Here is a 26,024-nt window from a genome sequence, read left to right as displayed (position 1 = left end):
ATGAATAAAATAAAATTTATATCCATTTTAATTTTAGCAGGCTGTGGCTCGCTTCAGGATGATCCGAATATAGTTTCTAACGTAAAAGTTTCTGTTAAGCAAGATGCGTATCAAACAGATTCAACAATTAATTCCGAAGGTCTGTTTAGAATTAATGTAGCAGAACAAGATAAAATAGATAGTAAAACGGATAAAGAATATGGGATCGGGGATGATAACTTATTTGACGCTGACGAATTTAATGTTTACAAATTGACTAATGGATTCTACAAAAATGTTTCGAATGTATTAAACGATTATAATTTATCGACAGCGTTTTCTGGTAATCTATCTGCAGGTTATAATGACACATTATTAGCCATTATAGATTTTCCGGGATTACACGTGAAATATAATAATAATGTAGACACTAGTGTTGTAATAAATCAGATTGATTTTTTTAATGGCAATAGGAAAAGTGCAAAAGATTGGAAGAAGGGTGGGGCCTTAAAGAGTGTTCTGTTATATCGTAATTCTATTTTTTTAGGTAAAATAATACTGTATGATACATACAAAATGCAATCTGTACTTCTCCCTAAACCGATAGTTTGTTTAACGAATAGTGTGGATACATTAAAAATAATAGTTGAAGAAATTTATTCAAAAAATGGGAGTTTAAATTGTTATTATTTAAGTGAGCTAAAATTTGAAGGAACAAAAAAGTATTAGGTAGAAGGAAGACGGTAGTGTTCAAACGTGGGGCGTATATCCTTTATTTGTATTCATAAATTTGACTTTCATCAGATTGGTTAAGGTAACCGGGCGCTTGGCTTGTACGGAAAAGCGGTAGTATGACACTGGACATCAATGTGGATTCTACAAATGGGATACTAAGCCTGATGCACCATGTATTAAAATCCTAAAAGCGCCAGAATTAGGATTAGATCAAACTATTCAATCTGCATATTACAGTGCACCAAAGTGGGCGAAAAATCTGTTCTAGGTGCGCATATCTATTTTATCCTTACTGGGCGTGACCCTGGATTAATTAATAAAATAAAAAAATGATTATAAACTGTTATCCCAAAGTCTGTATTGTGGGTTTCTTTCTGCTTATTTCTCTGAGCTGGGTGAATACTAATAATGCTAAAATACAAATTGGTTACATAACTTATGAAGCAGATACCTCTGCTGAAAATGCAACTTTGGCAGGAGCCATATATGAAAATTGCGGTGTTTTCCTAAATGATTATTCAGGTTCTCTCAAATTTGATAGTACTATTAAGTTTAACACCAAAGTTTTTCAAATAAAGCTGAGTGTAGATAAAACAGATTCTTTTACGATACCCGATACTCTTCTGTTTGGCTGTAAAAAGCAGTTAGTATTTGGCACATTAATAAGCATATTTCAAAAAGATACACTCAATAAATCCATTGTTTTAGATCGCCATTCATTGGCGAAATATGTATCTGTCGACAGTCGAAATTTAACGGAATTAGGGGTACCCATAGAGGTGTCTATTGCAAAAATAAATTCTCAAATGGGCTTATTATATCTACACCTCAGTTACTCTATCCCTTATACAGATCTCGGCGAAGGTTTATTGATCAAAGTGGATTTAAAGAATATGTCTATTGCCGAGAGTAACGGCGATATTTTAAACTAATAACTCAGCATATACATCAGGAATAATTGTTTCCAAGCGGTGTAATATAAATATAAAAGAGCATAGAGATGATTTTATAGGACTTTAATTATAGTAAATAAGTAAATGAAAAATTACAGAAAATATCTCGCCGCAATATTACCTTTTCTCATTTTCCCCTGGTCTTGCCAAAAAGTAGTTGACCAGTCGAGAAGGCCCAACATTGACAATCGAATAGTAACAGCTATAAATAGAATGAATTGCGATAGTTTCGAACTACGGTCGTTTATTAGCAACTCATGTAAAGATCAGCACAGCTATGAATGCCTTTTAACTTTCATGAAAAATAATAGGAACAGTGAAACCGCGGAAAATGTAGAAGGTTATCTTGAAACTATTTTGGACTCAAATAAAAGTGAGCTTCAGATTTTGCTTCGGGCTGCAGAAGCTAAAAATGATCCTGTATATGTTACATTATTAACCGACTATTTCTGCAATATTTATTTTATGAGGAACGAGGACCTAAGTGAGTCTGAGATCCGACGTTCAATAATGACTGATTTTAGATTCCATAGCGTGACTGATTCATCGTTTAATGTATTTATTGATAACTTCGAGAATCGAATTGCGAAATGTTATTTGAAATAATATTGTCGCAATACCAAGAAGTATCTCTGGGCTTATGACCCTATTTATCCTAAATAGGTACAATCTCAGGTGGCCACATTGTATCAATGATATCGAACGCAAAAATCTTAAGGAGCGAACACATCTCAGGCGACTGAACAGGCGACGATTTGCAACAGCAAAAGTGCTGCGGTACTCGCAGCATGCGTGAAGGTTTATTTCTGCGTTTGAAGGCAATCCGTTTAAATTGGTATAATATTTGCGAGGTAGAACGGTCATAAGACTGAATCCCACTGCAACGAAGTCATGAAACTTCGCCAGGCAAATAAACGGGTATACTACTGCACGATAGAAAGTTAAAGAAGTGCAAGTCATTGGCGCATTCGGCGAAGTGCAAATGGTTCGGAGAATGGAAGACAATTACATCTAAACCAAGGCCGCCAAGGAGTAGACCCAGAAAATAGGTGATTGGATTCAACGGAACACTATTGAAGGGTCAGGTGGAAATGATATTGGTAAATGGTTGTCAAAATAATACATAATGAAAAGGTTAATCATTATATTAGTGGTATTAGTGGGTAATACTAGTTGTGCAGATAAAGCTCAAAACTTGGAACAGAAATTTTTCAAGGAAACAGATTTTATCGGTACTAAAGAGTTGGAAGACTTTGATAGTTTCTTAAATAGATTTAGTTCGGATTCAATTTTTCAAACGAGCAGAATTCTATTTCCTATTACTTCAAGTCTCTATGATATTGACAATGGACAGACAGATACAGAACGAATAACTCGAAATGAATGGACTTTTTCGAATCTTAAATCTACTGGTTTTGTATTGAAGGTCTACAAGTCTGAGAAAGTTGACACATTAAACATTCAAGGTAAAGAGACTGGTATATCGGTGAACTATATTTTTGAACTAATAGATGGGAAATGGATGCTTGTGAAATAGTTGATGAAAGTACCTAGTGGGATAGTGTTTCAGACTAGATGAATGTGCTCAAATCGATAGGGCGATGGAGAAAAGCTAAAAGTACCAGACCTTATTTTGGTGTCGGCAATAAGGAAACCGGAAAGCCGACCGGAGACAAAAGCACCACCTGCGTGCACCGCGCGAGGGATAGAACGGAAAGCCCGCACGGCAAAGTATGCAGCCGGAGGACTTGCAGTGATAGCCCGGCCCGCTCCCAACCATAACCAAATCCGAAGCAACCATACTGCCTTATATAAAATGTTCCGCATAGCGGATAAAGCGGGCGCGCCTCTTATAAAGCATTTTTGGTATGATGCATTGCAACAAAGGTTTACACCGGAAGTACAGCTATACAGCGTACACTACCAGGCAGCGGCTAAGCGCAACGATAAATTAATTATATTATTTAATTTTAATCTGGCTGTCGCTCCGGACAGCTGCAAATCCGATTACACCTAAAAACACCAACATGAAGAATCTATTACGGTTGCTGCTGTTGACGATACACTTGTCCGGCGTACTTTCCGCTTACGGTCAATCCGATACTTTACGGCCCCCGGTAAAATGCGATTGTGCAGAAGCTGTTACAATTGCAGTGAAAGGAAAGGCATCTTACGGCATCACGGATACACCAAGAGGATCTGGTGCGATACAGGAAATACGCGCATCCGCCTTTAAAGGCAGTAAGGTATTCAGTGAAGAGCACAACAGCGCCTGGTACCTGCTGGATATCTCACAGGGAGGCGAAATGGTCCTGGATATCATTCCGGCTCAGTTACAGGATGATTACGATTTTCTGGTCTTTCCCTACAGAGATTCCGCCACCTGCCGCGAAATCGCCGCCGGAAAATGCAAGCCTCTGCGTGGAAACCTGAGTAGAAATGATACCAGCAGCAAAGGCGTCACCGGGCTTTCCGGTAATGTTTCCCACGACTTTACAGCGGAAGGACCGGGAGCTCAGTTTTCGAGATCCATTGATGTAAAAAGCGGTGAACGATACCTGCTGGTGCTGGATAACGTTTACCCGGACGGAGGCGGTCACCGGATCGATATCAAAATGGTTCGTGGGGTAAATATCGAGGGTAAGATTGTGGATGAAGAGGGTAAACCGAAAGCCGGATCCGTGACCCTCTTTGATAACAAAGGAAGGGAACAACTGAGCACTACCAGTAACGCGCAGGGCTTTTACAGGATGTTTGCCAAAATAGAAGAAAACGTCAGCTATAACCTGGTGTTTGACGCAGACAATTCCTTTTTCGCCGTGCAGACGATCAATACCCGCGATCTGAAGAACGGGGACAGCGGTTTTGCCAATATCAGAACAATTTTGCCAGCTTTAAAGAAAGGCGCAAAATACCAGGTGGGCAACCTCAATTTCTATGGCGATGAAGCCCGGCTGATCCCCCGTTCGCTACCGTCTTTGAATGCATTGTATCATCTGATGAAGAAGAACAAGGATATGGTGATCCAGATAGAAGGACATGTAAATGGCGGTATGGGCCCGGGTGGTACTGTCCATTTCCAGGATCTGTCTGAAAGCAGGGCAAAGACCGTATATAATTTTCTCCTTCGTAAAGGCATCGGCGAAGAACGCATGAAGACAATCGGATATGGAGACCAGTATATGTTGTTCCCCAAGCCGGCAAATGAATTTGAACAACAGGCCAATCGCCGTGTGGAAATAAAAGTGGTATCAATAGACTGATGTTCACCTCTTCTGTTGTAATCACACTGTCAGGGCACGAATTCGTTTTTCTTTCAAACGCGACGTTAAACCGTCGGGAATAAATAAACCCCCATAGTTGATATGAAAAAAGTAAAACATGTACTAATGCTGTCTTCCTTGTTTTTTACTGTGCAATCCACTGCGCAGGTGCTGAAAACCGCAGACAGCCTGATGATGGAAGGGCTGGTTGAAGAAGCAAAGATGGCTTATAAAGAAGAATATCAGTCAGATACACTGAATCAAACATGCCTGTATAATCTCGCTTGCGTTATGGCTATATCCGGACAGTCAGACAGCGCTTTTCAGTATCTGTACCGGTTAATGAAAATAAACCCTACAGAAGCCCCTCTGGCGGACGCAGATCTCGCAAATCTCCGGAGTAAAAAGGAATGGCAGGTTTATGAGGATAAGCTTGTCAATACAATACAAACGAAGTATGATCACCCTATTGCCGATGAAGTATATGCGCGCAAACTATGGGAATTAAACGCGCGTGATCAGCGTTATTACAGAGAGATCGGCCTCATAGAGCGTAAAAAAGATCCGTCTGATACCTCAGCAAATCAACTCTGGAACATGAAGCGGCAGATCAACAGCGAAAACCTGCAGCAACTGGAACAGCTGGTGCGCAAAAAAGGATGGCCGATGAAAACAATGGTGGGAAGCACTGCCGCCAACGCTGCGTTCCTGGTGGTGCAGCATTCCGATCTCAAGACACAGAAAAAGTATTTGCCCACCATAAAAAAGCTTTGCGAAGAGAGAGAAGCAGAGTGGCAATCCTATGCACTTATGTACGACCGGATACAGGTAAGTGAAAATAAACCTCAGCGGTACGGCAGCCAGGTAAACTACAATTCCAAAACACAGCAATACGAATTGTTTCCGCTCGAAGATGATAAAAAGGTGGACGCCTGGCGAAAGGAAGCCGGAATGATACCCCTTGCCGACTACCTTGCCCACTGGGATATTCAATGGCCGGAAAAGAAGTAAAAGATGTCTGCAATAATCCCTGCCGGCGATAAGCGGGAATGATGAGTCGTTTCCTGCGGCTTCGTGGTAAACCGCAGCATTGCTCATTTACGAAACAGGTTTGCGGTGATGCAACCGTAGGTTTCTGTATATGTCAGGATAACAAAGGGTGCCGTTCCTGCCGGCACCCTTTGTTTCTTAAATGGCGTCCTCCACCGGAACAATAAATGCCCGTATGGGGAAATCCTTATTTGGCGAGTTGTTTAGTTCGCGCAATGCAATCAGCACTTTTTGCGCAGTCTGTTCGTCTGTAAAACTGAAAGACAATAGAGAGTCGCCAGCGATCTTTCCTTCCTTCCCAAACCAGTTGTCGGCAGAACTGATTTGTTTACCGGTGTTTTTAAAACCTGTAATGTCCGCCTTACTATACGCCAATATCCCGGACGACTCAAAAATATCGTCGATTTGCTCTGAATACTCCTGCAATGCAGTAACGATTAATAGTTGCATGATTCTTTATTTTCAGTGGTTGAATATTTTTTACGCAGCATTTTAAAGTAGAGTAGCGGCACCACAATCAGCGTAAGAAATGTTGAGGTAAGGGTGCCCCCGATAAGCGAGATGGCTAATCCCTGGAATACGGGATCGAAGAGGATGATCACCGCACCCAGTACCACTGCGCCCGCAGTAAGTAAGATAGGAGTGGTTCTCACTGCTCCGGCTTCTACGATTGCATGCTGCAGAGATGCCCCTTCCTTCAGGCGGATATCGATGAAGTCGATCAGTAATATGGAGTTGCGTACCATTACACCCGCAAGTGCTATAAACCCGATCATCGAGGTGGCGGTAAAGTAGGCATGCATCACCCAATGGCCGCCAATAATGCCGATCAGTGAAAGCGGGATCGCAGCAAGCATTACCAGCGGTACCCTGAAGTCCTGGAACCAGCCCACAATCAGCATGTAGATGATGAGCAGCACTGCGGCAAATGCCATACCCAGGTCGCGGAAAACTTCATAGGTAATCTGCCACTCGCCATCCCATTTAACGGTATAGTCGTCTTCTGTTTTGGGCGCCTGCGTGTACTCTTCGTTTAACCGGTAGCCCGTGGGCAGTTTTATTTCTTTCAATTGTTGTGAAGCCGCTGTAATGGCATATACCGGGCTTTCCAGTTCTCCGGCCATATCGGCAAGCACATACACCACCCGCTTCTGATCTTTATGCGAAATGCTTGCCTCCCGTACCTGTTTTTCCCAGTGGCCCAGTGTGCCGAGCTGCACCATTTCGCTGCGCTGGTTTTTAACCGGTATATTGTCCAGGGCGGCAAGGCGGTCTTTATCCGCATCGGCTAATTGCAGCATGATCGCCGGTGCATCGTGTGCCTCAGGCTGATGTAACACACCTGCGCTCATACCGGATAGCATACCATAGATCGTCGCGGGTATCTGGGCGGGCGCCACACCGAAGCGCATCGCTTTTTCTTTATCTACCACAAAAGTGTATTCCGTCTGTGCGTCTTCGATATTCCAGTCCATGTCCACCACATCTTTGTTACGGTTCAGTATTCGCTGCACCTCAGATGCTATATGCAGCTGCTCTTTATATTCCGGGCCATAAACCTCTGCCACCAGCGTCGACATTACCGGAGGGCCGGGTGATAATTCCACCAGCTTGATTTTAGCATGATACTTCCTGGCGATGGCATTGAGTGATGCGCGCATACGGGAAGTGATTTCATGGCTTTGCATGCTGCGCTCTTTTTTGTCCAGGATGTTCACCTGTATATCCGCTACATTGTCGCCGGTGCGGAGATCATAATGTCTCACGAGTCCGCTGAACGTGATGGGGGACGCAGTACCTGCATACGTCTGATAATTGACCACCATAGACTGGCCCGACAGGTAGGCGGCCATTTCCATAACGGCAGCCTGCGTTCTTTCCAGTGTGGACCCTTCCGGCAGATCGATCACTATCTGAAATTCATTCTTGTTATCAAACGGCAACATTTTCACACGTACCGATTTTGTATAGAACAGAATGAACGACAGCAACAGGATGAAGGTGGTTCCCAGCATGAAGGTCCATCTCTTCCTGCGCTGTGTCAGCATCGGATGGATCAGCCTGTAGTACAGTTTATAAATGCGGGACGATTCAAGTGCAGGAGCTGCATGCGCGTTGCCTTGTTTTCCTTTTTCTTTCTCACGAAGAAATACGTAACCGAGATAAGGTGTGAGCGTAAGCGCCACTACCAGCGAAAGCAACATGGCCACCGCCGCGCCTACCGGCATCGGACTCATATAAGGCCCCATCATTCCGCTTACAAATGCCATCGGCAGCACTGCCGCCATTACGGTAAATGTGGCAAGGATGGTTGGGTTCCCTACTTCGTTGATAGCGTAAATGGCTGCCTGCAAAAAGGGCAGCTTTTTCATCTTGAAGTGCCGGTGCATATTTTCTGCAATGATGATCGAGTCATCAACCACAATACCGACGATAAATACAAGTGCAAACAAAGTAATCCGGTTCAGGGTGTAGTGGAGGAAATAATATGCTACCAGCGTAAGCGCAAAGGTTACCGGCACGGAAAGAAACACGACAAGTCCGCCGCGCCAGCCCATAGCCATCATCACGAACAAGGTAACGGCAATGATAGCGATAGCCAGGTGCATCAGGAGTTCCGATACTTTTTCGGAAGCAGAGTCCCCTGTGTTCCGCGTAATGGTCAGCTGCATATCCGCCGGAACAATCGTTTGTTTCAGCGTCTCCATACGGGCATCTATTTCCCGGGTAAGCGCCATGGCATCCGTACCGCTCTTCTTGGCCACGGCAAGTGTGACGGCGGGGAAGTTGCCGGGAAAATTCCGGGCTGCGGTACCTGAAGCTTTTCCGTATCCGAAGTTTACGTATTGCGAAGGGCTCGATGCTGTTTCCTCTACCTTTGCTATCTGATGCAAATACACTGGTTGCTGTCCATTCACCCCTACGATCAGATTGCTTACATCTTCAGCGGTATTCAGAAAATTGCCCGTTGTTACGGATAAGGCACTGTCTGACGTTCGTAAGACGGCTCCCGGCATTTGTACATTCTGCGCCTGTATGTTTTGCACCAGCGAAAGGAGGTCCACATGCAGGCCGTTCATTCTTTCTTTGTCCAGCGTTACTTTCAGCTCCTTGCTGCGTCCGCCGATAATTCTGACGTCCGCCACACCCGGTATTTTCTTAAGCGCATCTGCGAGGTAATTGCCTGTCTGTTTCAGCTGCAGATCATCATAGTGATCGCTCCACAAAGACATCGAATACACAGGTACGTCATCGATACCGCGCGATTTGATAAGCGGCATGCTTGTACCTGCAGGCATCCTGTCCATATTTTTCAGGAGCTCGCTGTATAATTTCACCTGCGAAACTTCCACGTCTTCCCCCACAATAAACTGTACGATAAGCATCGCCTGACCGTTCATAGCGGTACTGTACACATGTTCCACACCTTTTATGTTGGTGATGATCTTCTCCAGGGGGACTACCAGTTTTGATTCAACTTCCGCCGGTTTGGCGCCGGGGTATCCCACAAATACATCGATCATCGGCACCTTGATCTGCGGTTCTTCTTCACGGGGTATCATGAGCACGCTGTACACACCGAGCAGCAACCCCGCGACCATCAATAATATTGTAAGCTTAGACCGGATAAAAGCCTGCGCGACTTTCCCGGCAAATCCGTTTTCCATAGTTTAAATTTTTTGGCGATAGATAATAATCAAAGCGCTTTTACCGATACTCCGTTATACAGCCTTCCGTGTGCTTCGCTGATGTATTGTTCCCCAGCCTGCAGACCACTCAGGATTTCGATCTGTGCTCCGGAAACTTTACCGGTACGCACCCATCTCAATACGGCTGTTTTTTTGTTGTCGATTGTATAGAGACCTGTAAGCTCGTGCTGATGTACCAGGGAACTCTGGGGGATCAGGATGTGCTCCTGCACACCGGTGAGATTACGGTTGCTGAATGCAACTGTGGCATACATTCCGGACCGTATGTCTTTATCTTCGGGAATGGCCACCTTCACAATATACCGGCCGCCGGTGGCGCTGGCGGACTGGCTGATACGGGCCACTTTACCGCTGATTTGTTTTCCAAGAGCGGAAATGTTCACGGATACCTGATCTCCCTCGTGTATACTTGTTACCGAAGCCTCGGTTACCGAAGCAGTAATCTGCAGTGCGCCGGGCTGTTCCATCATAAGCACCGGCATGCCCGGTGTTGCCATAGATCCTGCATCCATCATCTTCTGGGTGATCACTGCATCAAAGGGTGCTGTTACCACAGCGTAGCTCATATTTGCCTTCACTTCGTTATGCATCTGGCGGGCAGCTTCCAGCTGAGCCTGGGCGGCTTTGTACTGAAATGTTATGTTGTCCATTTCTTTCGCCGTGGCGCTGTTCTGCTGGTACAGAACGGTAAATCTTTCATAGTCTTTTTTTGCGTTTGCCAGGGCCGCTTCCGCCTGTGCAACGGATGCATTGGCCTGGCCGCTCTTGGCCCGGATGTCTGCGGCGTTAATGCTGAACAGTACCTGTCCCTGTTTCACCTTGTCTCCTATATCGACATATATTTTCTGAATGTAGCCCATCATACGGGTGCTGATCATCGCGGAGCGAACGGCCTCCACCTGTCCGGAAGCTTCCGTTTGCCCGTTTACAGAACCCGTACCGGCGGTAGATACAGTCACTTCTACAGGCGTGGTTTGGGATGTTTCTTCTTTTTCTCCGGAGTTGCCGCAGGCGGACAGCATGCTCAATGCAGCCAGGGAGTATAGCGTTGCTTGTGTATATTTTTTCATTACTTATTTTTTAGTTTGCTGTTAGGAAAGTGCAGTAGGCAATACTCATATTGAGCATCATGATCGCCTGCCGGTAACTGAGTTGCTGCTGGAAGAGCTGTGTTTGCGCCATCAGTACATCTGTACTTCCGGCAAGGCCCTGTTTGTACCTGTTGTGTATAATCTGCAGTGCCTCTGTAGCCTGCTCCACGGCAGTTTTTGTTTGTGCTATCTGGAAAGCGGCATCTGCAATCCTGCGTTTTGTCGTCTGAAGCTCTTTTTCAGATTCCTCTTTCATCTGTTGCAGTTGCAACTCTATAAGGGCCTTTTGCAACTGTTGCTTATTTACCTGGCTGTGCACAGCGTTGCCCTGGAAGAAATTCCAGCTTAGCTGCAATCCTAAAAGGTATGAGCCGTTTGAAAATCCGGTTGCTGTCCGGTCATTGAGTTGCATGTTCCCGAATCCGTTCAGCCGGGGTACTAATCCCAGGCCGGTACTTTTCACGATTAGTTCCTGTGCTTTTATTGCCTGGTGCATGGCCCTGAAATCCGGGCGGCTTTCCGGGATGTTTTCTTCCGTAACGATGCTTTCCGGAGTCAGCGTGTCTACTTCGTACACTTTGCCCGGTGCCGTGCGCATCAGTAAACTCAGATTATCGCTTTGGTCCTGTATTGCGCTTTGCGCATTGGCCAACTGACTTTGTACACTCCTGAGGTGCACTTCCGCGTTCAGCAGATCTGATTTTTGCAGGAATCCCTGTTGATACCTGGCTTTTGTGAACGCATACACAGAGTCTGATGTCCGGAAGGCCTGCTGGAGCACCTTCACCACCTCATAGGCAAGTTGCAGCTGCAGGTAAGCTCCCGCCGTGCGGAACCTGATATAATCCCGAAGGCGTTCCTGCTGCAACTCTGCTATTTCGATTGCTGTTCTGGCCGCTTTTCGCTGGTAAAATGCATCGAGGTTCAGAATGGGCTGCTGTATCGTGGCCTGCGTAGTAAAATTCGAGGTTCTGTCCGGACTGTTCAGCAGGGCAGGATTAAAATCATTCTGTGTGATGTTTTGCTGCTGCAGCTTAAACGCAAATGCATTGAGCGGGTTGTTGCTTGTGTACGCAGTGTAGGTAACTCCGAGCTGCGGGAGAAACGCCGCATCTGTCTGGTGGTATTGCGCTGCAGCCTGTAATGTGGTATTTCTGGCAATGGCCAGGTCGCTGTTGTTCTGAAGTGCCGTCGCCAGTGCTTCCGAACGATGGAGTGTCTGTGCGCCGGATCTGATACCTGCGGAAAGTATCAGTATGCTCAGGGTGAATTGCCGTAAAATCATTGTATCATCATTTTCGCCGGCAAAGCTATTTCCGCGCTCAGGCTTTTATTGTAACTATAGTTACATTGGACATCGGATTTTAATAAAGGAGTATTTTGTCTTTTATTAAGGCAGATTTGTTTACCTTTGTAAAAATCAAAGCAGCTTAATGTTTTCCAGAACATGCGAACATGCCATCCGGGCAGTGATATATGTGAGTTGCCAGTCGGCAAAGGGTAAACGTTGCGGCATTGCGGAAATTTCCGTGGCTGTGGATGCCCCCGAATCTTTTACTGCAAAAATCCTGCAGGACCTTGTAAAGAAAGGATTGATGGGTTCGGCCAAAGGACCGAAAGGCGGTTTTTATCTTACTCAGGAGATGAGCGAATGCAGCATGGCGGATGTGGTACGCGCTATTGACGGAGAACATCTTTTTGAAGGGTGCGCATTGGGGCTGCGTCAGTGTTCGGAGAAACGCCCCTGTCCCCTGCATCACGAATTTAAAAAGATACGCTCCGAGATCCGCACGATGCTGGAGCATTCCAGGCTGGGTGCTTTCAGCGATAATCTTACAAACAAAATTGCTTTTCTGAAACGCTAAACCGATTATTTATGCTGACGGACGCACCGAAAAATGACATACATTCCATAGAAGACATCCAATTACTGGTAAACACGTTCTATGAAAAGATCCGGACAGATGTTTTACTGGGTGGCATATTCAACGGGGTGATTGGAGACAGGTGGCCACAACACCTGGAAAAAATGTACCGCTTCTGGCAAACAGTGTTACTCGAAGAACATACCTATAACGGCAGACCTTTCCCGCCGCATGCAGAACTGCCCGTACGGGCAGAACACTTCGAAAGATGGCTTCAATTGTGGCATGAGACTGTTGACCGTTTTTTCACCGGCCCTCTTGCGCTGGACGCGAAAGAACGCGGCAATAAAATGGCTGCCCTTTTCTTCTCTAAAATTGAATACTACAGGAACAGCAACGCAAAGCCATTATTCTGAAAGCTGTTGCATCAGAATTTATTGATACGGTGGTTCTCAACACCGCTATTGTCCAGCGCAATCAGGTTCATAAAATACAGTCCGGTAGGCTGGGCGCTCAGATCAAGGGTGTATTTACCTTGTTGTAATTTCTGATGCATTACGAGCAATCCGTTGGCATTATAAATGAATACTTCTGATGGCTTTTGCAGATCAAGGTGAAGTGCACCGGTTGTAGGATTCGGATAAGGGAGCGATCCGCTTATAATATCCACAGCGTCTATAAATCCACCGCTGGAAGAATTGCTGTATTGAATCAGGTTTTGATCCTGGGCTTTTGCGAAAGTCGATAGATACAGGCTTGCAGCAAACAATATTATCTTTTTCATAGCCATGAAATTTTGTTCAATTCAAAGGTAGCACGGCTTCCGATCAGAGGACATCTGAGACTCTTAAGGAAAATAAAAATTGCATAAATATGTAAGACCTGCCCCTTTTGGTATAAATTATGTCTAGAGTCGCTGAAACTGCCATTCGGGTGCACCCTTTAATCCATTCTTATAAAATCCCGTGAAGCGCATTTTATAATAAGCGCCTGACTGAACCTTAATGAGGTAGTATTTCTTTGAATCGACGGTGTATAAACCAGCGTTTATATCGTACGATTTCCATTCGAACCCTATCGTGTTGATAAGCGATGAGAAGCTGACGTTTTCCGCCGATTGCAGGGTGATGGACGAAAAATCTGTGTGCATGGTATCAACTGCAGCGAAGGTGCTGTACCGGTTGAGCAGACAGCCGACTACGGCATAAGGCATATTCAGATCGGTATAAAAATGCGTGTATTTTGTAAACACGATATCCCAATCCTTTGCAGGCGGCTCGGCATGCAATACAGCGGCGCCGTTGCCGAGAGACACCTGGGTAAAAGTATAACGATCGTTTTTCTCCACAGTGAGCAGGGTATCATTACTGTTATCCAGTCCGGATACACGAACGGTGTAGGATGCCGCATCGCTTTCCAACACCTGTATCTTGCACGTACCGGTATTTTTACCGTCGGCATCGACACCGCGGTTTACAATGAATACAGGTTTATCGCTCCTCCAGTCTCCGATAGCCGTACTGTCGAGTAAGCCGGTGTACAGATCGGTACGCAATTTTATGCCACTGGAATCTTTGGCGGATACGGCGGAAAAGTCTTTGCCATAAACCGGGTATACACCCATGCGGAATTTTGCACTGTTCAGTGTGATGCGATATCCTGCCGTTCCGCATTCAAAAGCCAGGTCCCAATCCGTGATCAGGTTGCGGGCTATTTCCTTGTTGTTTTCAAGGCTGTAGTATACCTGCCATTTATAGTCTTCACCGAGCTCTACAGATGCGATCTGTTCCGCTCCCTGCGGCTTCACGGGAACAAGCTGCTCTTTCGACAGGCACGCTGCGTTGCTCCACAACAGCGCCAGTAACGCAACGCGGCTAATATTGCTGCTGGTCATGATTTTTAGTGTTAGCATGTGTAAACGTGTACCCCAATCCTACGAATAATGACCGGCCCGTTGCAATGGACAGCGGCCCGGAACTGCTGTGTGCGGTTCCGGAGGATACATTTGCATTGAGCCGGTTTACGTTACCGGTATTAAAGAGGTTTTTGCAGCCGAAGCTGATGCTGATCTTGTCCTGCGCCCATGTCTTCGTAAGGGATAGATCCGCAATAGTGTAAGCAGCAATAGTGGTCATCACAGCATTGCCGGCCGTGTCAAGTGCATAACCGGGATTTTTACTGGTGTATTTGCCGAACAGAGAAGCTGTGAAATGCCAGACAGGCACCTGGTAACTCAGATTCAGACGCGCTTCGGGCGTATAGCTGAACTTCGGTATACTAGTTTCCTCACCGCCGGAAAGTTGGTTGAATCTGCCAATATATGAAGCTCCGAAAGTCGCCACGAGATGTTTATAGCCGAGCGAAACGTTTGTCTGTACGCCTTTTGCCTTGTAGTGATCGATATTGATATAGCTGTACTGATTGCGTGCGCTGTCTGTCAGTGCAAGACTGATCATGTCTGATATGCTGTTGTAAAAGCTCGCGACTTCAACACTGAGCTGTACCTGCCGTATTTCCTTCCTGAAAGAAACGGAAGCATTCAGGTTGTTGGATTGTTCAGGCTTGAGTTTGTCGTTACCTATGATATCGTGGTTGCTGTCATTGAATTCAAAAAATAATTCCTTGACACCTGGTGCTCTGAACCCACGGCTGTAAGCTGCGCGGATGTCCAGGCCTTTATGCGGTGTGTACTTAATATTCAGAGAAGGGATAAGCGGAGCGCGGAATGCGGTATTACAGGCATAACGCAATCCTCCGTGGAGGATCAGCGAGTCGGTGGGGCGATACTCGGCGCTGCCATATGCCGCGTAATCACCTATGTTTTTTACACCACCGGCAATCCTTTTACCTGTACCTTTTTCCACATTAATATCGTAGCCAGCTTCATAAGCGAGTTTTTTCCCGGAAGCAGATTTCCCGAGGGTCGCCCGGGAATTGAATAATGCGTAATCCGAAGTGTCCTGGTCAGACGGACTTCCCGGCTGATCCGAGCCGGTGGTAAGATCGCGGCTGTACCGGTTCATTTTTCGTTGATAGCTGTTGTAAGCAGCAAGGAAGGAAATATTGTATCCTTTGCCCGCCGTGCCATTTACGAGTATCGCATTGTTGAGCCGGCAGGTACGGTAATAATCATCAAAGGCGGTGTAGCCGTAAAAGCCTTCCGGATTTCCCCTGTTGGTAATCAGGTCCTGAAAATAGTCGCCTTTATACCTGAGCTGAATGCGTTTCAGCCGGTAGCAATAATTAAAATTCAAATTGTATTCTTCTTTCGGATCCCATTGACGGGCACGGTTGCTGTCGGGCATTTTCGCTTTGAAGTCGGCATAGTCCCATCCTTCCTTCGGGTCCCATCCGTCGAAGAAGTTACGTGCGCCGGATAGAACAAAGCTGTGCCTGCCCCGGTTTACACCCACTCTGCCATTGATGTTATACTTTCCGATGCTTTCCGTGTAGGTGTTCACTCCCGCTTCGATTCCGCGGGAAAGACTGCTTTTCGTAATGATGTTTATTGTACCCGCTAATGCATCGGTTCCGTAGTTCACAGACATAGGGCCTTCGATGATCTCGATCCTTTCCACGTTGTATACGTTCAACTGCGAGATGTCGATATTGCCGTTCTGCCTTCCGATCACCGGAACGCCATCCACGAGTATTTTTACATTTTGTCCGGATATACCCTGCATCTGCACACTGCTTCCGAGCACGTTATCCTGGGCTATTGTAACATTCATTTCATTCGTGAGCACATCCCGCAGGTTCTGCGCACCCATTGCGGCAATTTTCTGCTGGTCGATCACACGAATGCGCTGCACAGCATTTTCCGCCTGCACAGGTTTATACTGGCCTGTCACCACCACGCTGTTCAAATGGTGGTAAGTACGGATGCTGTCCGTACTTACTTCCCCCTGAATGTGCTGCGCATAGCTTTGCTGCATATTTGCTGCAAGCATGGCGGATACTGCTACCGGCAGGTATTTCCTTTTCATTGCTTTTAGTATCTACGGTAAACACTCATTACAGCGCAGCTGCAATAGAACGCCAGCTTTCCAGTTCCGGAATACCTGGCTTGCGCGCGCCAAAAAACTGAACGACCATTTCCCCGTTTTCGTCAAACACTTCCAGGGAGGTGATCATGCCATCAGTACTTGGCTTTTGTACCACATATGTTCCGGCAATTGACTGTTCGTTCAGATGCAGGTTAAACATCGGGTCCAGTACATTAAACCAGGGCCCGGTTTCCAAGAGCTTGCTTACGGTACCGGAATGTATCTGGATGCATCCGCGGTTTCCCACAAACACCATGATCGGAACCTGCTGTTCGGCTGCCAGCTGCAGCAATTTGCGTGCTGCACCATTATCTGTACTGCGCACATATCCTTCAGGAGCGAGTCGCAGAGCTTGTGTACGGGTAAGCTTGTGGGTGCGTGTAAGTGCAAAGAACTCATGGGTATCTTTCAGCGCTTTCCAGCTTTCCTGAAATGCAGCAATGTCAATATCCGCATCCGGAAGTTCCGCCGGAGCATCAGGATACGCTTCAGTGATCAGTTCGCTACTTTGTTCGGCTGCAGCATATCTGTCAACCAGCGCATGATAGGCAGCTGCATCGCTCTCGGTGGTAAGGTATATCTTATGCACCGCTGTTCCGCTCTTATCAAAGAACTGGATGCTGTGGCGTTCTCCTTCAGTAACGGCAAATGCAAATTTCCAATGCATCAGGAATATGCGGAGATCTATGTCCGGATTAACAGCGAGTCCTACCGGTCCCTGGAACGAAACATTATCGTACACACCTTTGCGTTCATGCACGACGCTATCGTTGCGTGTAAGGGCCATCAGCTCACCAAGCGGAAGCAGTTCTTTGAGTATTTCCTGAAATTCCGGGCGCAGTACGGTTGTTGTGGATCCTGCGTTTAATGCTACGAGGTCAGCTTCGCTTACATGCAGCATTTCAGCTGCGTTGCGGATTCTGACAGAAGGCTGTTCCGCCTTAAGTTGTTCATACCGGCTTTTCAGGTCGGTTACGATAGTATGGGACATTGTTCCTGATTTTTAAAATGATTACATGAAAGTTGTTTCTGATGTTCCGTGTTTAAGCCTGCCAGTATTATGGGGTGCCTGCAGTGCGGCGTCCTGATAATGGAAAGCGGGAACCCGTATACTTCGCTCAGCAGATCATCACTGAGTATCGTTTCAGGATGCCCGGAGGCTTTGATGCTGCCCGATTGCAGCAACAGAATGTTATCTGCATATTGCAGCGCAAGATTCAGATCGTGCAATACAACGAGTACACAATTACCTTTCCTGGCGAAGCTTCCCGCTATATGCAGCAATGTATGCTGGTGTACTATATCCAGGTTGTTGCTCGGTTCATCCATAAAGAGAAACTTCGGTTCACCCGAAGATGGCCCGGATACCTGAGCGAGCACGCGTGCCAGATGAACTCTCTGTTGTTCGCCGCCGGATAACGTAAGGACGTTGCGCGCAGACAGATGATGTACACCTAATTGCTGCATTACTTCCTCCACGATCCGGTGATCTTTTTCCGTTTCCCTGGTTTTGAAATGCGGGTATCTTCCCATCATCACGATTTCCTTTACCGTAAAAGGCAGCTGTAGTGTATGCTGCTGATGGAGCACCGCGGCGATTTGGGCTAATCCATCGGTATTACGCCAGTAAGTCAAAGGCAAGTGATTCAGAAAGATATTGCCATCGTCAGCCTGCAACACACCCGTGATGAGTTTGATAAGCGTTGACTTGCCTGCGCCGTTGGGACCCAGTATTGCAGTGATCCCGCCCGGCCGGATATCAAAGCTGAGCCGCTTCAGGTTGAGTGCGGCAGAGACACGGTAAGAAAGATCTTTGACGGTGATCATCAGAAAGGAATACGGCTTTTAATTTCTTTAGTGACGATATACAGTAATACAGGAGCGCCTATGAGCGCGGTAACCACACCTATCGGCAGTTCCGCGGGACTGAATGCGGTTCTCGCAAAAAGGTCTGCGAATACCAGCAGGGCAGATCCGATAATCGGAGAAAGAATCAGGAGCGTTCTGTGATCGGGACCGGCGCTCATGCGGATGATGTGCGGCACTACCAGTCCGACGAAACTGATCACACCGCTTACGGAAACAGACGCGCCGACACAGCAGGCACTCAGAAGAATGATCTGACGCTTTACCCGCTCCACCGGCACTCCCAGATGTGCGGCGTTCGCTTCGTCCAGGGAAAGCGCGTTCAATTGCTTTGCCATCAGCGGAAAAGCGAATACAGGGATCAGCGTAAAAGGCAGGATGCCCGCGACCTGAGTCCAGGTGGCACCACCGAGGCTTCCCAGCATCCAGAATGTGATGCTTCTCAGCTGTGCGTCGTTTGCTGCGTAGGTGAACATGCCTGTTCCGGCGCCGGTGAGCGCATTGATGGCTACTCCTGCAAGCAACAGGGTGGATACGACCGTCTTACCTTTTACACGTGATATGCGATATACGATGACCGCGGTGATCAGTGCACCGGTAAAAGTGATGAGCGACAATGCAGACATACCGGCCACATTTGCAAAATGGGCACCGGACATGATTGCAACAACCGCCGCTAAAGAAGCGCCGGAAGAAACACCGATCAATCCCGGATCGGCCAGCGGATTGCGGAACAGACCCTGCATTGCGGCTCCGGCACTTGCCAGAGAGGCACCCACCAATACACCCAGTAATACCCTGGGCATACGTATAGCGAGCAGTACCGACTCCTGAACATCGCTATGTGCGGAGGCAACGCCGGCACCTGCATACTTGGCGAGAATGGAGAAGAGTGCACGCGGCGGTATGCGCACCGCACCAATTCCCATACCGCATGCAATGAGGAGCAGCAATAACAGCAGGGCAACTGCTATAAGGCGTTTGTTATTTTTGTGCGTCATTCAGTTCTTTGGATAGCGTAGCAACAGCCAGACCTAAACGAGGCCCGAATCCCGTGAGTAATTGGCCATCCATTTCAATTACCTTCCTGCGTTTACCGGCATTCGTTTGGGCAATACCGGGAATTTTCAGCAATCCTTCGATACCACCGAGGCTCTCCAGTCCGCTGTCGAACATCAGGATCACATCAGGATTGCTTTCCAATAAAGCTTCGGGAGTAAGCGGCTTGAAGTCTTCGAAGCTATTGGCAGCATTCGTTGCGCCGGCAAGCTCAATAATCGCAGATGCAGGAGTGTTTCTTCCGGCTACCATTAATGTTCCGGCTCCGCGCGCATAGATAAACAGCACTTTGGGATGTGACTTAAGTACTACACGCGTTGCAAGATCTTTGTCAATGCCATCTTTCACCTGTTGCGCTTTCGGCGAAACATTCAGACTGTCGGCAATGCTTTGCACCAGCGTTTTTGTTCCGGCCACGGAATACACAAGCGGTAAGGAAATCACCCTGATGTTGGCCGCCGCAAGTTGCTGCTGCAGATCAGGATTCAGACTTTGTTGTAAGCCTATCAGGAGGTCGGGGTGCAGCGCAATAATAGCTTCTGCAGATATATTACGGTTGTGGCCGATTTTCGGGAGTCCGGAGATCGCTTCCGGGTAAGTGCTCGTGACATCTGTACCCACAATATTTTTCTGAAATCCGAGTGCACAAAGGGTTTCGGTGATGCTTCCGTTGGCGGACACGATTTTTGCCGAATCGAAATTTTTTGTCGTGCTGTTTACAGCTCTCTGCCCCGAACCGCCGCAAGCCGCAACAGCGATTGCAGACAGCACATAAATAGAGAATTTGATACGTCTCATTTTCACTGCGTTTAAATTACCGTGCACGAACTGCAATGCAGACCGTGCACGGTTCATCGTTTATAGGAATTATTGAATTACGAGTTTCTGAACGGATTTTTCTGATCCTGTGTGTATCTGAACGAAATACGTTCCTGCTGAAAGCGGAGCATTGCAGCCATACACATGCAGCCCTGCCGTTTTTTCCAATGGAGTCTGATGAACGATACGACCGGTGATGTCGCTGATCAACAGTTGGGCGTTGTCGACGCCCGTTTCAAAATGATAAACTACCTGCACCATCTGACCACTTTGAGAAGGGTTCGGTGAAAGTGCGAGCGCGGTATTTGATTTTACCTGTTCGCTGATGGAAGTGCCGCTCAGCCGCTCTTTTGTGAAGATGATACTGCCGTTTCCGGACACACCGCTGATCCATCCTGTGAAATACAACTTCCAGATATCACCGTTATTTCTTCTGATAAAATAAACATTCGAATCTTTAACCACTCCGGAGGTTGATTTCCAGTTGTAGCCCAGACCATTGATATTTCCCGAAAAGGTAAGCGAAGAAAATGCGGTATAACTGCTGCGTGTTGCGGGGTCCACAACTGCTTTGGCGATTTTGAGTGTATCATTTGCGAGCACTCCCGTAACGGTATATCCTGCAATGCCCATCGATGAATAATCACCTGTTGCATATTGTCCGAAAACCAGATCCCAGTCGGTATTCAAAGGTTCGCGATCCAGGGCCGTTTTTGTATCGAGAGAAAAGTACCCGTACTTTTTACCTGTGTAGGACGATTTTGCGATAATGGATGTTGTTTCATCGGAGCCATTGAGGTTTGCATAGGTAAACGTATAGGTGCTGCTGGCAAGCTTTTCGATGATCAGCTTTTTAAAGTTTCCAGCCTGCGTTTTTATAATGTAGATAGAATCACCTACTACATTATGCGTTCCCATATCATAAATACCCCAACCCAGATCGTATGGATTGGAAGCATCTGTATAGCGGCCCATCGCACCCAGCCAGCTTGTTTCATTATTGTACAGACCGCTCCATGTACTCAGACCAGTCGTATCTACACTGCTCCATCCGCTGGTGCCGGATTTCGGGTATACCCAGAGTGCGCCGGAACCGCTGTTATTCACCATGATGTCGGAACTCATAGATCCGCTGATGCGAAAGGCGAGATCCCAGTTGTTTTTGGGTTGCGTGCCTGCTTCATCAGCAGGAAGGCGGTACCACACCTGGTTTGCGTAGCCGGAGCCAAGGATCACGGTATCGGAAACACTGGTCTGTGCCTGAGCGGAAAAAGTGGCCAGAAGGGCGGAAACAAGTATTGAAGGTTTCATAAACTGTTGCATTGTGGTTTTAAATATCTTTCAGTTAGATGGTGGCCACTCTGACAACAGTCGGAACCTTTCTTGCTCCCCGGCCCCTCCCGGTCAGAAGTGGCGCACCAGTAACGTTATGCGAAAGGCCTCCCAGGGGAAACCTATTACAAATTATTTTACAGTAAGGAGCAAGAAATCAGGTTGCAAAGAAAGGAAGGGAAAAGGCAAGTGGCTTATACAATCAGGAAAACTGCTTTACAGAATCCGGAAAAACTAATGCATATCCCTGCCGGGAATGAGTGCCGGACCGGCCTCTGTTGTCACATTTTTTTTGCAGATAAAAAAAGTGATTCCTGATATGCAATCCTTATTTTTGCAACCGTGCATCCGTGTACATTTTTTTGACTTCAAAACAGCCGACACGCGCTCAGGGCAACAACATATTTTATGGGTTTATTCAATTTTTTGACGCAGGAAATCGCGATAGATTTAGGTACTGCCAATACGCTCATCATTCATAATGATCAGGTTATAGTAGACGAACCATCCATTGTAGCTAAAGACAGAACTACAAATAAGGTGGTCGCAGTGGGGAAAAAGGCAATGATGATGCATGAAAAGACCCATGAAAATCTCAAAACCATCCGTCCGCTGAAAGACGGTGTGATCGCGGATTTCGACGCTGCAGAAAGCATGCTGCGCGAATTCATCAAAATGGTGTATCCGAAGAAACCGCTTTTCCCGCCAAGCTGGAGAATGGTGATCTGTATCCCTTCCAGCATTACGGAGGTGGAGAAGCGTGCGGTGCATGACTCTGCCGAGCGTGCAGGTGCAAAAGAGGTATATATGATCCACGAACCGATGGCTGCGGCACTTGGTATCGGAATCGATGTGGAAGAGCCTACCGGTAATATGATCATCGATATCGGCGGTGGCACTACCGGTATTTCCGTAATTGCGCTGGGCGGTATCGTATGTGACCAGTCCGTGCGTATTGCCGGAGACGAATTCACCAACGATATTATGGAAGCAATGCGCCGCTACCACTCGCTGCTGATCGGTGAACGCACTGCCGAGCAGATCAAAATCCACGTTGGTTCCGCATTGAAAGATCTCGATACTCCTCCGGAAGATATCGCAGTGAATGGACGTGACCTCGTAACCGGTATTCCGAAGCAAATCATGGTAAGCTACCAGGAAGTAGCGGAAGCACTGGACAAATCATTATTCAAAATCGAAGAGGCTATCCTGAAAGCACTGGAAAGCACGCCGCCGGAACTGGCTGCAGATATTTACCGCCGCGGCCTGTACCTCACAGGTGGAGGAGCCTTGCTGCGCGGCCTTGACCGCCGTATCTCGCATAAGATCAAATTGCCGGTACAGGTAGCGGAAGATCCGCTGCGCGCGGTTGTTCGCGGTACAGGTATCGCTTTGAAAAACATCTCCAAGATGTCTTTCCTGATGAAATAAGCGGTCGCCGCGGATTGATTTTCCTGATTGATGAACCCTTCCCGTCCGGCCAGTATATAATTGAATTTCTTTGCGCGTCCTCATTTCTTTCATACAGCGTTTCTTCAATCTCATACTTTTTCTGGGATTGGAGATTCTGTGTGTGATCATGATCGCAAGAACCAATAACCTGCAGGGTAATGATATCATGAACTCTGCAAATATTACAGTGGCTTACTGGTATCAGAAGCAAAGCGGGGTAAGTAATTATTTCGCACTGCGCCAGGTAAATGACAGCCTGCTCAGCGAAAACGCCCGTCTCCGCCAGGAGCTTGCGCGCATGGGTGAGGTGGACACACTGAAAGACAGCGCCGTGGTACACCCTGTAGTCGAGATAAAAGACTCGGTGAAACTGGTACAATACGCGCACTATTATTATTACAAAGCAAGAGTGGTTAATAATTCCATCGGGGCCGCATCCAACTTTATCACCATCAACCGCGGCTACAAGGATGGGATCGCACCTAATATGGCTCTGGTATCCGGAACCGGCGTGGTGGGACGGGTGGTCAATACCTCCGCACACTTTGCCACTGCTCTTTCCATACTCAATACCAAACAGAGGCTGAGCGCAAAGCTCAAAGATGGTACCACTTCCTTTGTCTACTGGGAACAGGCTTCCGGACCGGATGAGATGCTGATGAAAGTGGTACAGCCGGAAATCAAAATCCACAAGGGAGACAGTATCCTCACCACCAGCTATTCAACCGTTTTCCCGGCTGATATGCTGATCGGGACGGTAAAGCAGGTGTATATTCTCAAAAAGGATAATTCGCGCATACTGCATATCAGACCTGCGACAAACTTCCGCAACATACAATACGTATACGCGATCAAAAACGAATTCATTGAAGAGCGGCGCAGGCTGGAAGACAGTACCGTCAAAGCAGATAACAGGCAGAAGAAATGATCTACTATTTCAAATATGTATTGCAGTTTTTCCTGCTGCTGTTGTTCCAGGTGCTCATTCTGAACAATGTGCTGCTACATTGGTGGTCGCAGCCATCCGGCTTCCCCGTGTTCACGCCGTATATCTATCCGTTGTTCCTGCTGTTGCTTCCTTTCGAAACTCCAGTCTGGGCATTGTTGGTAATCGGCTTTCTGGCAGGCTGCGTTGTGGACTCTTTCATGAATACACCCGGGATGCATGCATGCAGTATGGTGCTGATCGCTTACCTGCGTACCAATGTGCTGCTGGCGCTGCTGCCCAAGCATCTGAAAGAATACAAACAATTGTCGCCTTCCGTAAAGACAATGGGCTGGCCTCCGTTTATCACGTACGCATCTTTCCTCATTCTCATCCATCACACCGTTTTCTTTATCATCGAACTGTGGAACCTGAGCAACATAGGATACCTGCTGCTGAAGATTCTTACCTCAACACTCACTACGATGATGCTGATCGCGGTTTACCTGCTTCTATTTTCACGCAGAGCACCGATGCAGCGCTGATGCATTCCTTTTTATTTAAAAAAACAGAGTTTCTTTAGCGGTAATTTTTTAGCTTTGATACTTTAATACATTTCGGAAGAACAGAAGAATGGCAACCACAAACAAATCCAAAGCATCGTATACTTTCTCGGTAATCGGCGTTTCGCTGGTTTTGTTTCTACTCGGAACTATGGGCTGGATCTTCATCAATGGTAAAAGCCTTACCAATGTGGTGAAGGAAAATATGGCGGTGCAGATAGATTTCCACGACAACACGCGCGAGGAAAATGTTGCTGCGATGAAGGCTATTCTCGATAAACAGCCGTTTACAAAGAAAACCCGCGTGATTACGAAAGAGGAGGCCCTGAAAATGCAGAGCGAACTGGAAGGAGAAGACATCCGTAATTTCCTGGGCTACAATCCGCTTTTTGCCAGCATCGAATTAAACCTGCACAACGAATACGTAAGTAAAGACAGCATTGAAAAGATCACGCTGTTTATTGAACAGAGTAACGTGGTTGCGCGTGTTACCTATCCGAAAACTATTGTGAGCCAGATGACCGCAAACCTGCGTAAAATCAGCATTGTACTTGCAATCATGTCTGTCATCCTCATCCTGGTGGTGATCGTTCTGATTGATAATACGGTGCGCCTGGCGATGTTCTCCAACCGTTTTCTGATCAAAACCATGCAAATGGTGGGTGCAACGCGCTGGTTTATCTCCAAACCTTTTGATCAGCGCGCTGTGGTTAACGGACTGATCAGCGGTATGGTAGCTTCTGCGGGTTTGCTGTTTATAAAATATGTTGCCGAATTAAGTGTGCCTGAGCTGAAAGCGCTCAGCAGCACTGCTTCTTTGTTTATACTGATTTTTAGTATGATCATCGGCGGTATCCTGATCTCGGTGATCAGCACGCACCGTTCTGTGGTCAAATACCTCAAACTCCCTATTGACGACCTTTATTAAAAAACATTTCAAAAATTTTAAAGAGATATTTATGAGCAGTACTTCCAACAAACAACCCGACTTCCTGTTCGACAAAAGCAATTATAAGTGGATGCTGATAGGCGTTGCTGTGATTCTTGTGGGACTTTTCCTGATGGCGGGTGGTAAAAGCCCCGATCCGCACACGTTTAATTACGATGAAATTTACAGCTTCCGCAGGATTACCCTCGCACCGATCCTCATTCTTGCAGGACTTGGTATAGAAGTTTTTGCAATTATTAAAAAGGATAAGCCTCAGGCATAAAGATATTTCTCCTTTTCAGAAAGAGCTGTTCGCATCCGACGGACAGCTCTTTTTTTGTGCCGGCATGGAAACAAATAAATTTTCTTCACTTGTTTCTCCTTATTA

Annotated in this window: 24 protein-coding genes; 12 read left to right on the top strand and 12 right to left on the bottom strand. The window is 46.8% G+C overall.

Annotated elements, in window-relative coordinates; genetic code table 11:
* The 5 genes from ABD846_RS03200 to ABD846_RS03180 all read left to right on the top strand — a co-directional run bounded on the left by ABD846_RS03200 (position 1) and on the right by ABD846_RS03180 (position 5,941).
* Positions 1 to 708: a hypothetical protein gene (locus ABD846_RS03200; protein ID WP_344822612.1), complete on the top strand. Its 708-nt coding sequence runs from the start codon at positions 1 to 3 to the stop codon at positions 706 to 708.
* Positions 709 to 1,076: 368 nt separating this feature from the next.
* On the top strand, positions 1,077 to 1,646 hold the full coding sequence (locus tag ABD846_RS03195) for a hypothetical protein (RefSeq protein ID WP_344822610.1): 570 nt from the start codon (positions 1,077 to 1,079) through the stop codon (positions 1,644 to 1,646).
* 1,147 nt (positions 1,647 to 2,793) lie between these two features.
* Positions 2,794 to 3,204 (top strand): DUF4348 domain-containing protein, encoded by a 411-nt coding sequence (locus ABD846_RS03190; protein ID WP_344822609.1) that lies wholly within the window; start codon positions 2,794 to 2,796, stop codon positions 3,202 to 3,204.
* A 490-nt stretch (positions 3,205 to 3,694) separates the two neighbouring features.
* Positions 3,695 to 4,930, top strand: a complete 1,236-nt coding sequence (locus ABD846_RS03185) for an OmpA family protein (RefSeq protein WP_344822607.1) — start codon at positions 3,695 to 3,697, stop codon at positions 4,928 to 4,930.
* A gap of 102 nt (positions 4,931 to 5,032) precedes the next feature.
* Positions 5,033 to 5,941 (top strand): DUF6624 domain-containing protein, encoded by a 909-nt coding sequence (locus ABD846_RS03180; protein ID WP_344822605.1) that lies wholly within the window; start codon positions 5,033 to 5,035, stop codon positions 5,939 to 5,941.
* A 177-nt stretch (positions 5,942 to 6,118) separates the two neighbouring features.
* Here the strand turns inward: ABD846_RS03180 and ABD846_RS03175 are convergent, their stop codons facing one another.
* The 4 genes from ABD846_RS03175 to ABD846_RS03160 are packed head-to-tail and all read right to left on the bottom strand — an operon-like array spanning position 6,119 to position 12,066.
* Positions 6,119 to 6,430 carry a hypothetical protein gene (locus tag ABD846_RS03175; RefSeq protein ID WP_344822604.1) on the bottom strand — a complete coding sequence of 104 codons (312 nt, stop codon included), beginning with the start codon at positions 6,428 to 6,430 and terminating at the stop codon, positions 6,119 to 6,121.
* A complete protein-coding gene (locus ABD846_RS03170; protein WP_344822602.1) occupies positions 6,418 to 9,648 on the bottom strand; it encodes an efflux RND transporter permease subunit in 3,231 nt (1,076 codons plus the stop codon). The genes ABD846_RS03175 and ABD846_RS03170 overlap by 13 nt, the downstream gene beginning before the upstream one ends.
* Positions 9,649 to 9,677: 29 nt before the next feature.
* The gene (locus tag ABD846_RS03165; protein WP_344822600.1) at positions 9,678 to 10,760 is read right to left on the bottom strand and encodes an efflux RND transporter periplasmic adaptor subunit; all 1,083 of its coding nucleotides are present in this window, start codon (positions 10,758 to 10,760) and stop codon (positions 9,678 to 9,680) included.
* 10 nt (positions 10,761 to 10,770) lie between these two features.
* Positions 10,771 to 12,066, bottom strand: a complete 1,296-nt coding sequence (locus tag ABD846_RS03160; protein WP_344822599.1) for a TolC family protein — start codon at positions 12,064 to 12,066, stop codon at positions 10,771 to 10,773.
* Between the two features lie 148 nt (positions 12,067 to 12,214).
* Here ABD846_RS03160 and ABD846_RS03155 point away from each other — a divergent pair, with 148 nt between their 5' ends.
* Complete coding sequence (locus ABD846_RS03155; RefSeq protein ID WP_344822597.1) at positions 12,215 to 12,646, top strand: RrF2 family transcriptional regulator; 432 nt, start codon at positions 12,215 to 12,217, stop codon at positions 12,644 to 12,646.
* An 11-nt stretch (positions 12,647 to 12,657) separates the two neighbouring features.
* Positions 12,658 to 13,062: a group III truncated hemoglobin gene (locus ABD846_RS03150; protein ID WP_344822595.1), complete on the top strand. Its 405-nt coding sequence runs from the start codon at positions 12,658 to 12,660 to the stop codon at positions 13,060 to 13,062.
* Between the two features lie 11 nt (positions 13,063 to 13,073).
* On the opposite strand, the gene ABD846_RS03145 is transcribed toward ABD846_RS03150, so the two are convergent.
* The 8 genes from ABD846_RS03145 to ABD846_RS03110 form a co-directional block, all read right to left on the bottom strand.
* A complete protein-coding gene (locus tag ABD846_RS03145; protein WP_344822594.1) occupies positions 13,074 to 13,430 on the bottom strand; it encodes a T9SS type A sorting domain-containing protein in 357 nt (118 codons plus the stop codon).
* A gap of 123 nt (positions 13,431 to 13,553) precedes the next feature.
* Positions 13,554 to 14,558 (bottom strand): HmuY family protein, encoded by a 1,005-nt coding sequence (locus ABD846_RS03140; protein ID WP_344822592.1) that lies wholly within the window; start codon positions 14,556 to 14,558, stop codon positions 13,554 to 13,556.
* Positions 14,521 to 16,632, bottom strand: a complete 2,112-nt coding sequence (locus ABD846_RS03135) for a TonB-dependent receptor plug domain-containing protein (RefSeq protein ID WP_344822591.1) — start codon at positions 16,630 to 16,632, stop codon at positions 14,521 to 14,523. The genes ABD846_RS03140 and ABD846_RS03135 overlap by 38 nt, the downstream gene beginning before the upstream one ends.
* Before the next feature lie 28 nt (positions 16,633 to 16,660).
* A complete protein-coding gene (locus tag ABD846_RS03130; protein WP_344822589.1) occupies positions 16,661 to 17,683 on the bottom strand; it encodes a hemin-degrading factor in 1,023 nt (340 codons plus the stop codon).
* Positions 17,665 to 18,519: a heme ABC transporter ATP-binding protein gene (locus ABD846_RS03125; protein ID WP_344822587.1), complete on the bottom strand. Its 855-nt coding sequence runs from the start codon at positions 18,517 to 18,519 to the stop codon at positions 17,665 to 17,667. The genes ABD846_RS03130 and ABD846_RS03125 overlap by 19 nt, the downstream gene beginning before the upstream one ends.
* Positions 18,519 to 19,559, bottom strand: coding sequence for a FecCD family ABC transporter permease (locus tag ABD846_RS03120; protein WP_344822586.1), 1,041 nt, complete (start codon positions 19,557 to 19,559; stop codon positions 18,519 to 18,521). Before ABD846_RS03120 ends, ABD846_RS03125 begins: the two co-directional genes overlap by 1 nt.
* Positions 19,543 to 20,415 carry a heme/hemin ABC transporter substrate-binding protein gene (locus ABD846_RS03115; protein WP_344822585.1) on the bottom strand — a complete coding sequence of 291 codons (873 nt, stop codon included), beginning with the start codon at positions 20,413 to 20,415 and terminating at the stop codon, positions 19,543 to 19,545. The genes ABD846_RS03120 and ABD846_RS03115 overlap by 17 nt, the downstream gene beginning before the upstream one ends.
* Positions 20,416 to 20,484: 69 nt before the next feature.
* On the bottom strand, positions 20,485 to 21,747 hold the full coding sequence (locus tag ABD846_RS03110; RefSeq protein WP_344822583.1) for a T9SS type A sorting domain-containing protein: 1,263 nt from the start codon (positions 21,745 to 21,747) through the stop codon (positions 20,485 to 20,487).
* Positions 21,748 to 22,176: 429 nt separating this feature from the next.
* Here ABD846_RS03110 and ABD846_RS03105 point away from each other — a divergent pair, with 429 nt between their 5' ends.
* The 5 genes from ABD846_RS03105 (at position 22,177) to ABD846_RS03085 (ending at position 25,919) form a co-directional block, all read left to right on the top strand.
* Positions 22,177 to 23,199: a rod shape-determining protein gene (locus tag ABD846_RS03105; RefSeq protein WP_344822581.1), complete on the top strand. Its 1,023-nt coding sequence runs from the start codon at positions 22,177 to 22,179 to the stop codon at positions 23,197 to 23,199.
* Positions 23,200 to 23,269: 70 nt separating this feature from the next.
* On the top strand, positions 23,270 to 24,148 hold the full coding sequence (gene mreC, locus ABD846_RS03100; RefSeq protein WP_344822579.1) for a rod shape-determining protein MreC: 879 nt from the start codon (positions 23,270 to 23,272) through the stop codon (positions 24,146 to 24,148).
* Positions 24,145 to 24,690, top strand: a complete 546-nt coding sequence (gene mreD, locus ABD846_RS03095) for a rod shape-determining protein MreD (RefSeq protein ID WP_344822577.1) — start codon at positions 24,145 to 24,147, stop codon at positions 24,688 to 24,690. Before mreC ends, mreD begins: the two co-directional genes overlap by 4 nt.
* An 88-nt stretch (positions 24,691 to 24,778) precedes the next feature.
* Positions 24,779 to 25,636 (top strand): cell division protein FtsX, encoded by an 858-nt coding sequence (locus tag ABD846_RS03090; RefSeq protein ID WP_344822575.1) that lies wholly within the window; start codon positions 24,779 to 24,781, stop codon positions 25,634 to 25,636.
* Between the two features lie 31 nt (positions 25,637 to 25,667).
* Entirely contained in the window at positions 25,668 to 25,919 is a 252-nt protein-coding gene (locus ABD846_RS03085; protein WP_344822573.1) for a DUF3098 domain-containing protein, read from the top strand.
* Positions 25,920 to 26,024: the final 105 nt, after the last annotated feature.

The organism is Rurimicrobium arvi, from assembly GCF_039540495.1.
In the GTDB taxonomy this organism is placed as follows: Bacteria; Bacteroidota; Bacteroidia; order Chitinophagales; family Chitinophagaceae; genus Rurimicrobium; species Rurimicrobium arvi.
The sequence above is the reverse complement of the archived record's forward strand: the minus strand, read 5'-3'. Positions and strand labels throughout refer to the sequence as shown.

What these genes read in the sequence shown, in the direction of transcription:
- ABD846_RS03200 (WP_344822612.1), top strand. Translation starts at nt 1, where the DNA reads ATGAATAAAATAAAATTTATATCCATTTTAATTTTAGCAGGCTGTGGC.
- ABD846_RS03190 (WP_344822609.1), top strand. Translation starts at nt 2,794, where the DNA reads ATGAAAAGGTTAATCATTATATTAGTGGTATTAGTGGGTAATACTAGT.
- ABD846_RS03185 (WP_344822607.1), top strand. Translation starts at nt 3,695, where the DNA reads ATGAAGAATCTATTACGGTTGCTGCTGTTGACGATACACTTGTCCGGC.
- ABD846_RS03180 (WP_344822605.1), top strand. Translation starts at nt 5,033, where the DNA reads ATGAAAAAAGTAAAACATGTACTAATGCTGTCTTCCTTGTTTTTTACT.
- ABD846_RS03175 (WP_344822604.1), bottom strand. Translation starts at nt 6,430, where the DNA reads ATGCAACTATTAATCGTTACTGCATTGCAGGAGTATTCAGAGCAAATC.
- ABD846_RS03170 (WP_344822602.1), bottom strand. Translation starts at nt 9,648, where the DNA reads ATGGAAAACGGATTTGCCGGGAAAGTCGCGCAGGCTTTTATCCGGTCT.
- ABD846_RS03165 (WP_344822600.1), bottom strand. Translation starts at nt 10,760, where the DNA reads ATGAAAAAATATACACAAGCAACGCTATACTCCCTGGCTGCATTGAGC.
- ABD846_RS03160 (WP_344822599.1), bottom strand. Translation starts at nt 12,066, where the DNA reads ATGATTTTACGGCAATTCACCCTGAGCATACTGATACTTTCCGCAGGT.
- ABD846_RS03155 (WP_344822597.1), top strand. Translation starts at nt 12,215, where the DNA reads ATGTTTTCCAGAACATGCGAACATGCCATCCGGGCAGTGATATATGTG.
- ABD846_RS03150 (WP_344822595.1), top strand. Translation starts at nt 12,658, where the DNA reads ATGCTGACGGACGCACCGAAAAATGACATACATTCCATAGAAGACATC.
- ABD846_RS03145 (WP_344822594.1), bottom strand. Translation starts at nt 13,430, where the DNA reads ATGAAAAAGATAATATTGTTTGCTGCAAGCCTGTATCTATCGACTTTC.
- ABD846_RS03140 (WP_344822592.1), bottom strand. Translation starts at nt 14,558, where the DNA reads ATGCTAACACTAAAAATCATGACCAGCAGCAATATTAGCCGCGTTGCG.
- ABD846_RS03135 (WP_344822591.1), bottom strand. Translation starts at nt 16,632, where the DNA reads ATGAAAAGGAAATACCTGCCGGTAGCAGTATCCGCCATGCTTGCAGCA.
- ABD846_RS03130 (WP_344822589.1), bottom strand. Translation starts at nt 17,683, where the DNA reads ATGTCCCATACTATCGTAACCGACCTGAAAAGCCGGTATGAACAACTT.
- ABD846_RS03125 (WP_344822587.1), bottom strand. Translation starts at nt 18,519, where the DNA reads ATGATCACCGTCAAAGATCTTTCTTACCGTGTCTCTGCCGCACTCAAC.
- ABD846_RS03120 (WP_344822586.1), bottom strand. Translation starts at nt 19,559, where the DNA reads ATGACGCACAAAAATAACAAACGCCTTATAGCAGTTGCCCTGCTGTTA.
- ABD846_RS03115 (WP_344822585.1), bottom strand. Translation starts at nt 20,415, where the DNA reads ATGAGACGTATCAAATTCTCTATTTATGTGCTGTCTGCAATCGCTGTT.
- ABD846_RS03110 (WP_344822583.1), bottom strand. Translation starts at nt 21,747, where the DNA reads ATGAAACCTTCAATACTTGTTTCCGCCCTTCTGGCCACTTTTTCCGCT.
- ABD846_RS03105 (WP_344822581.1), top strand. Translation starts at nt 22,177, where the DNA reads ATGGGTTTATTCAATTTTTTGACGCAGGAAATCGCGATAGATTTAGGT.
- mreD (WP_344822577.1), top strand. Translation starts at nt 24,145, where the DNA reads ATGATCTACTATTTCAAATATGTATTGCAGTTTTTCCTGCTGCTGTTG.
- ABD846_RS03090 (WP_344822575.1), top strand. Translation starts at nt 24,779, where the DNA reads ATGGCAACCACAAACAAATCCAAAGCATCGTATACTTTCTCGGTAATC.
- ABD846_RS03085 (WP_344822573.1), top strand. Translation starts at nt 25,668, where the DNA reads ATGAGCAGTACTTCCAACAAACAACCCGACTTCCTGTTCGACAAAAGC.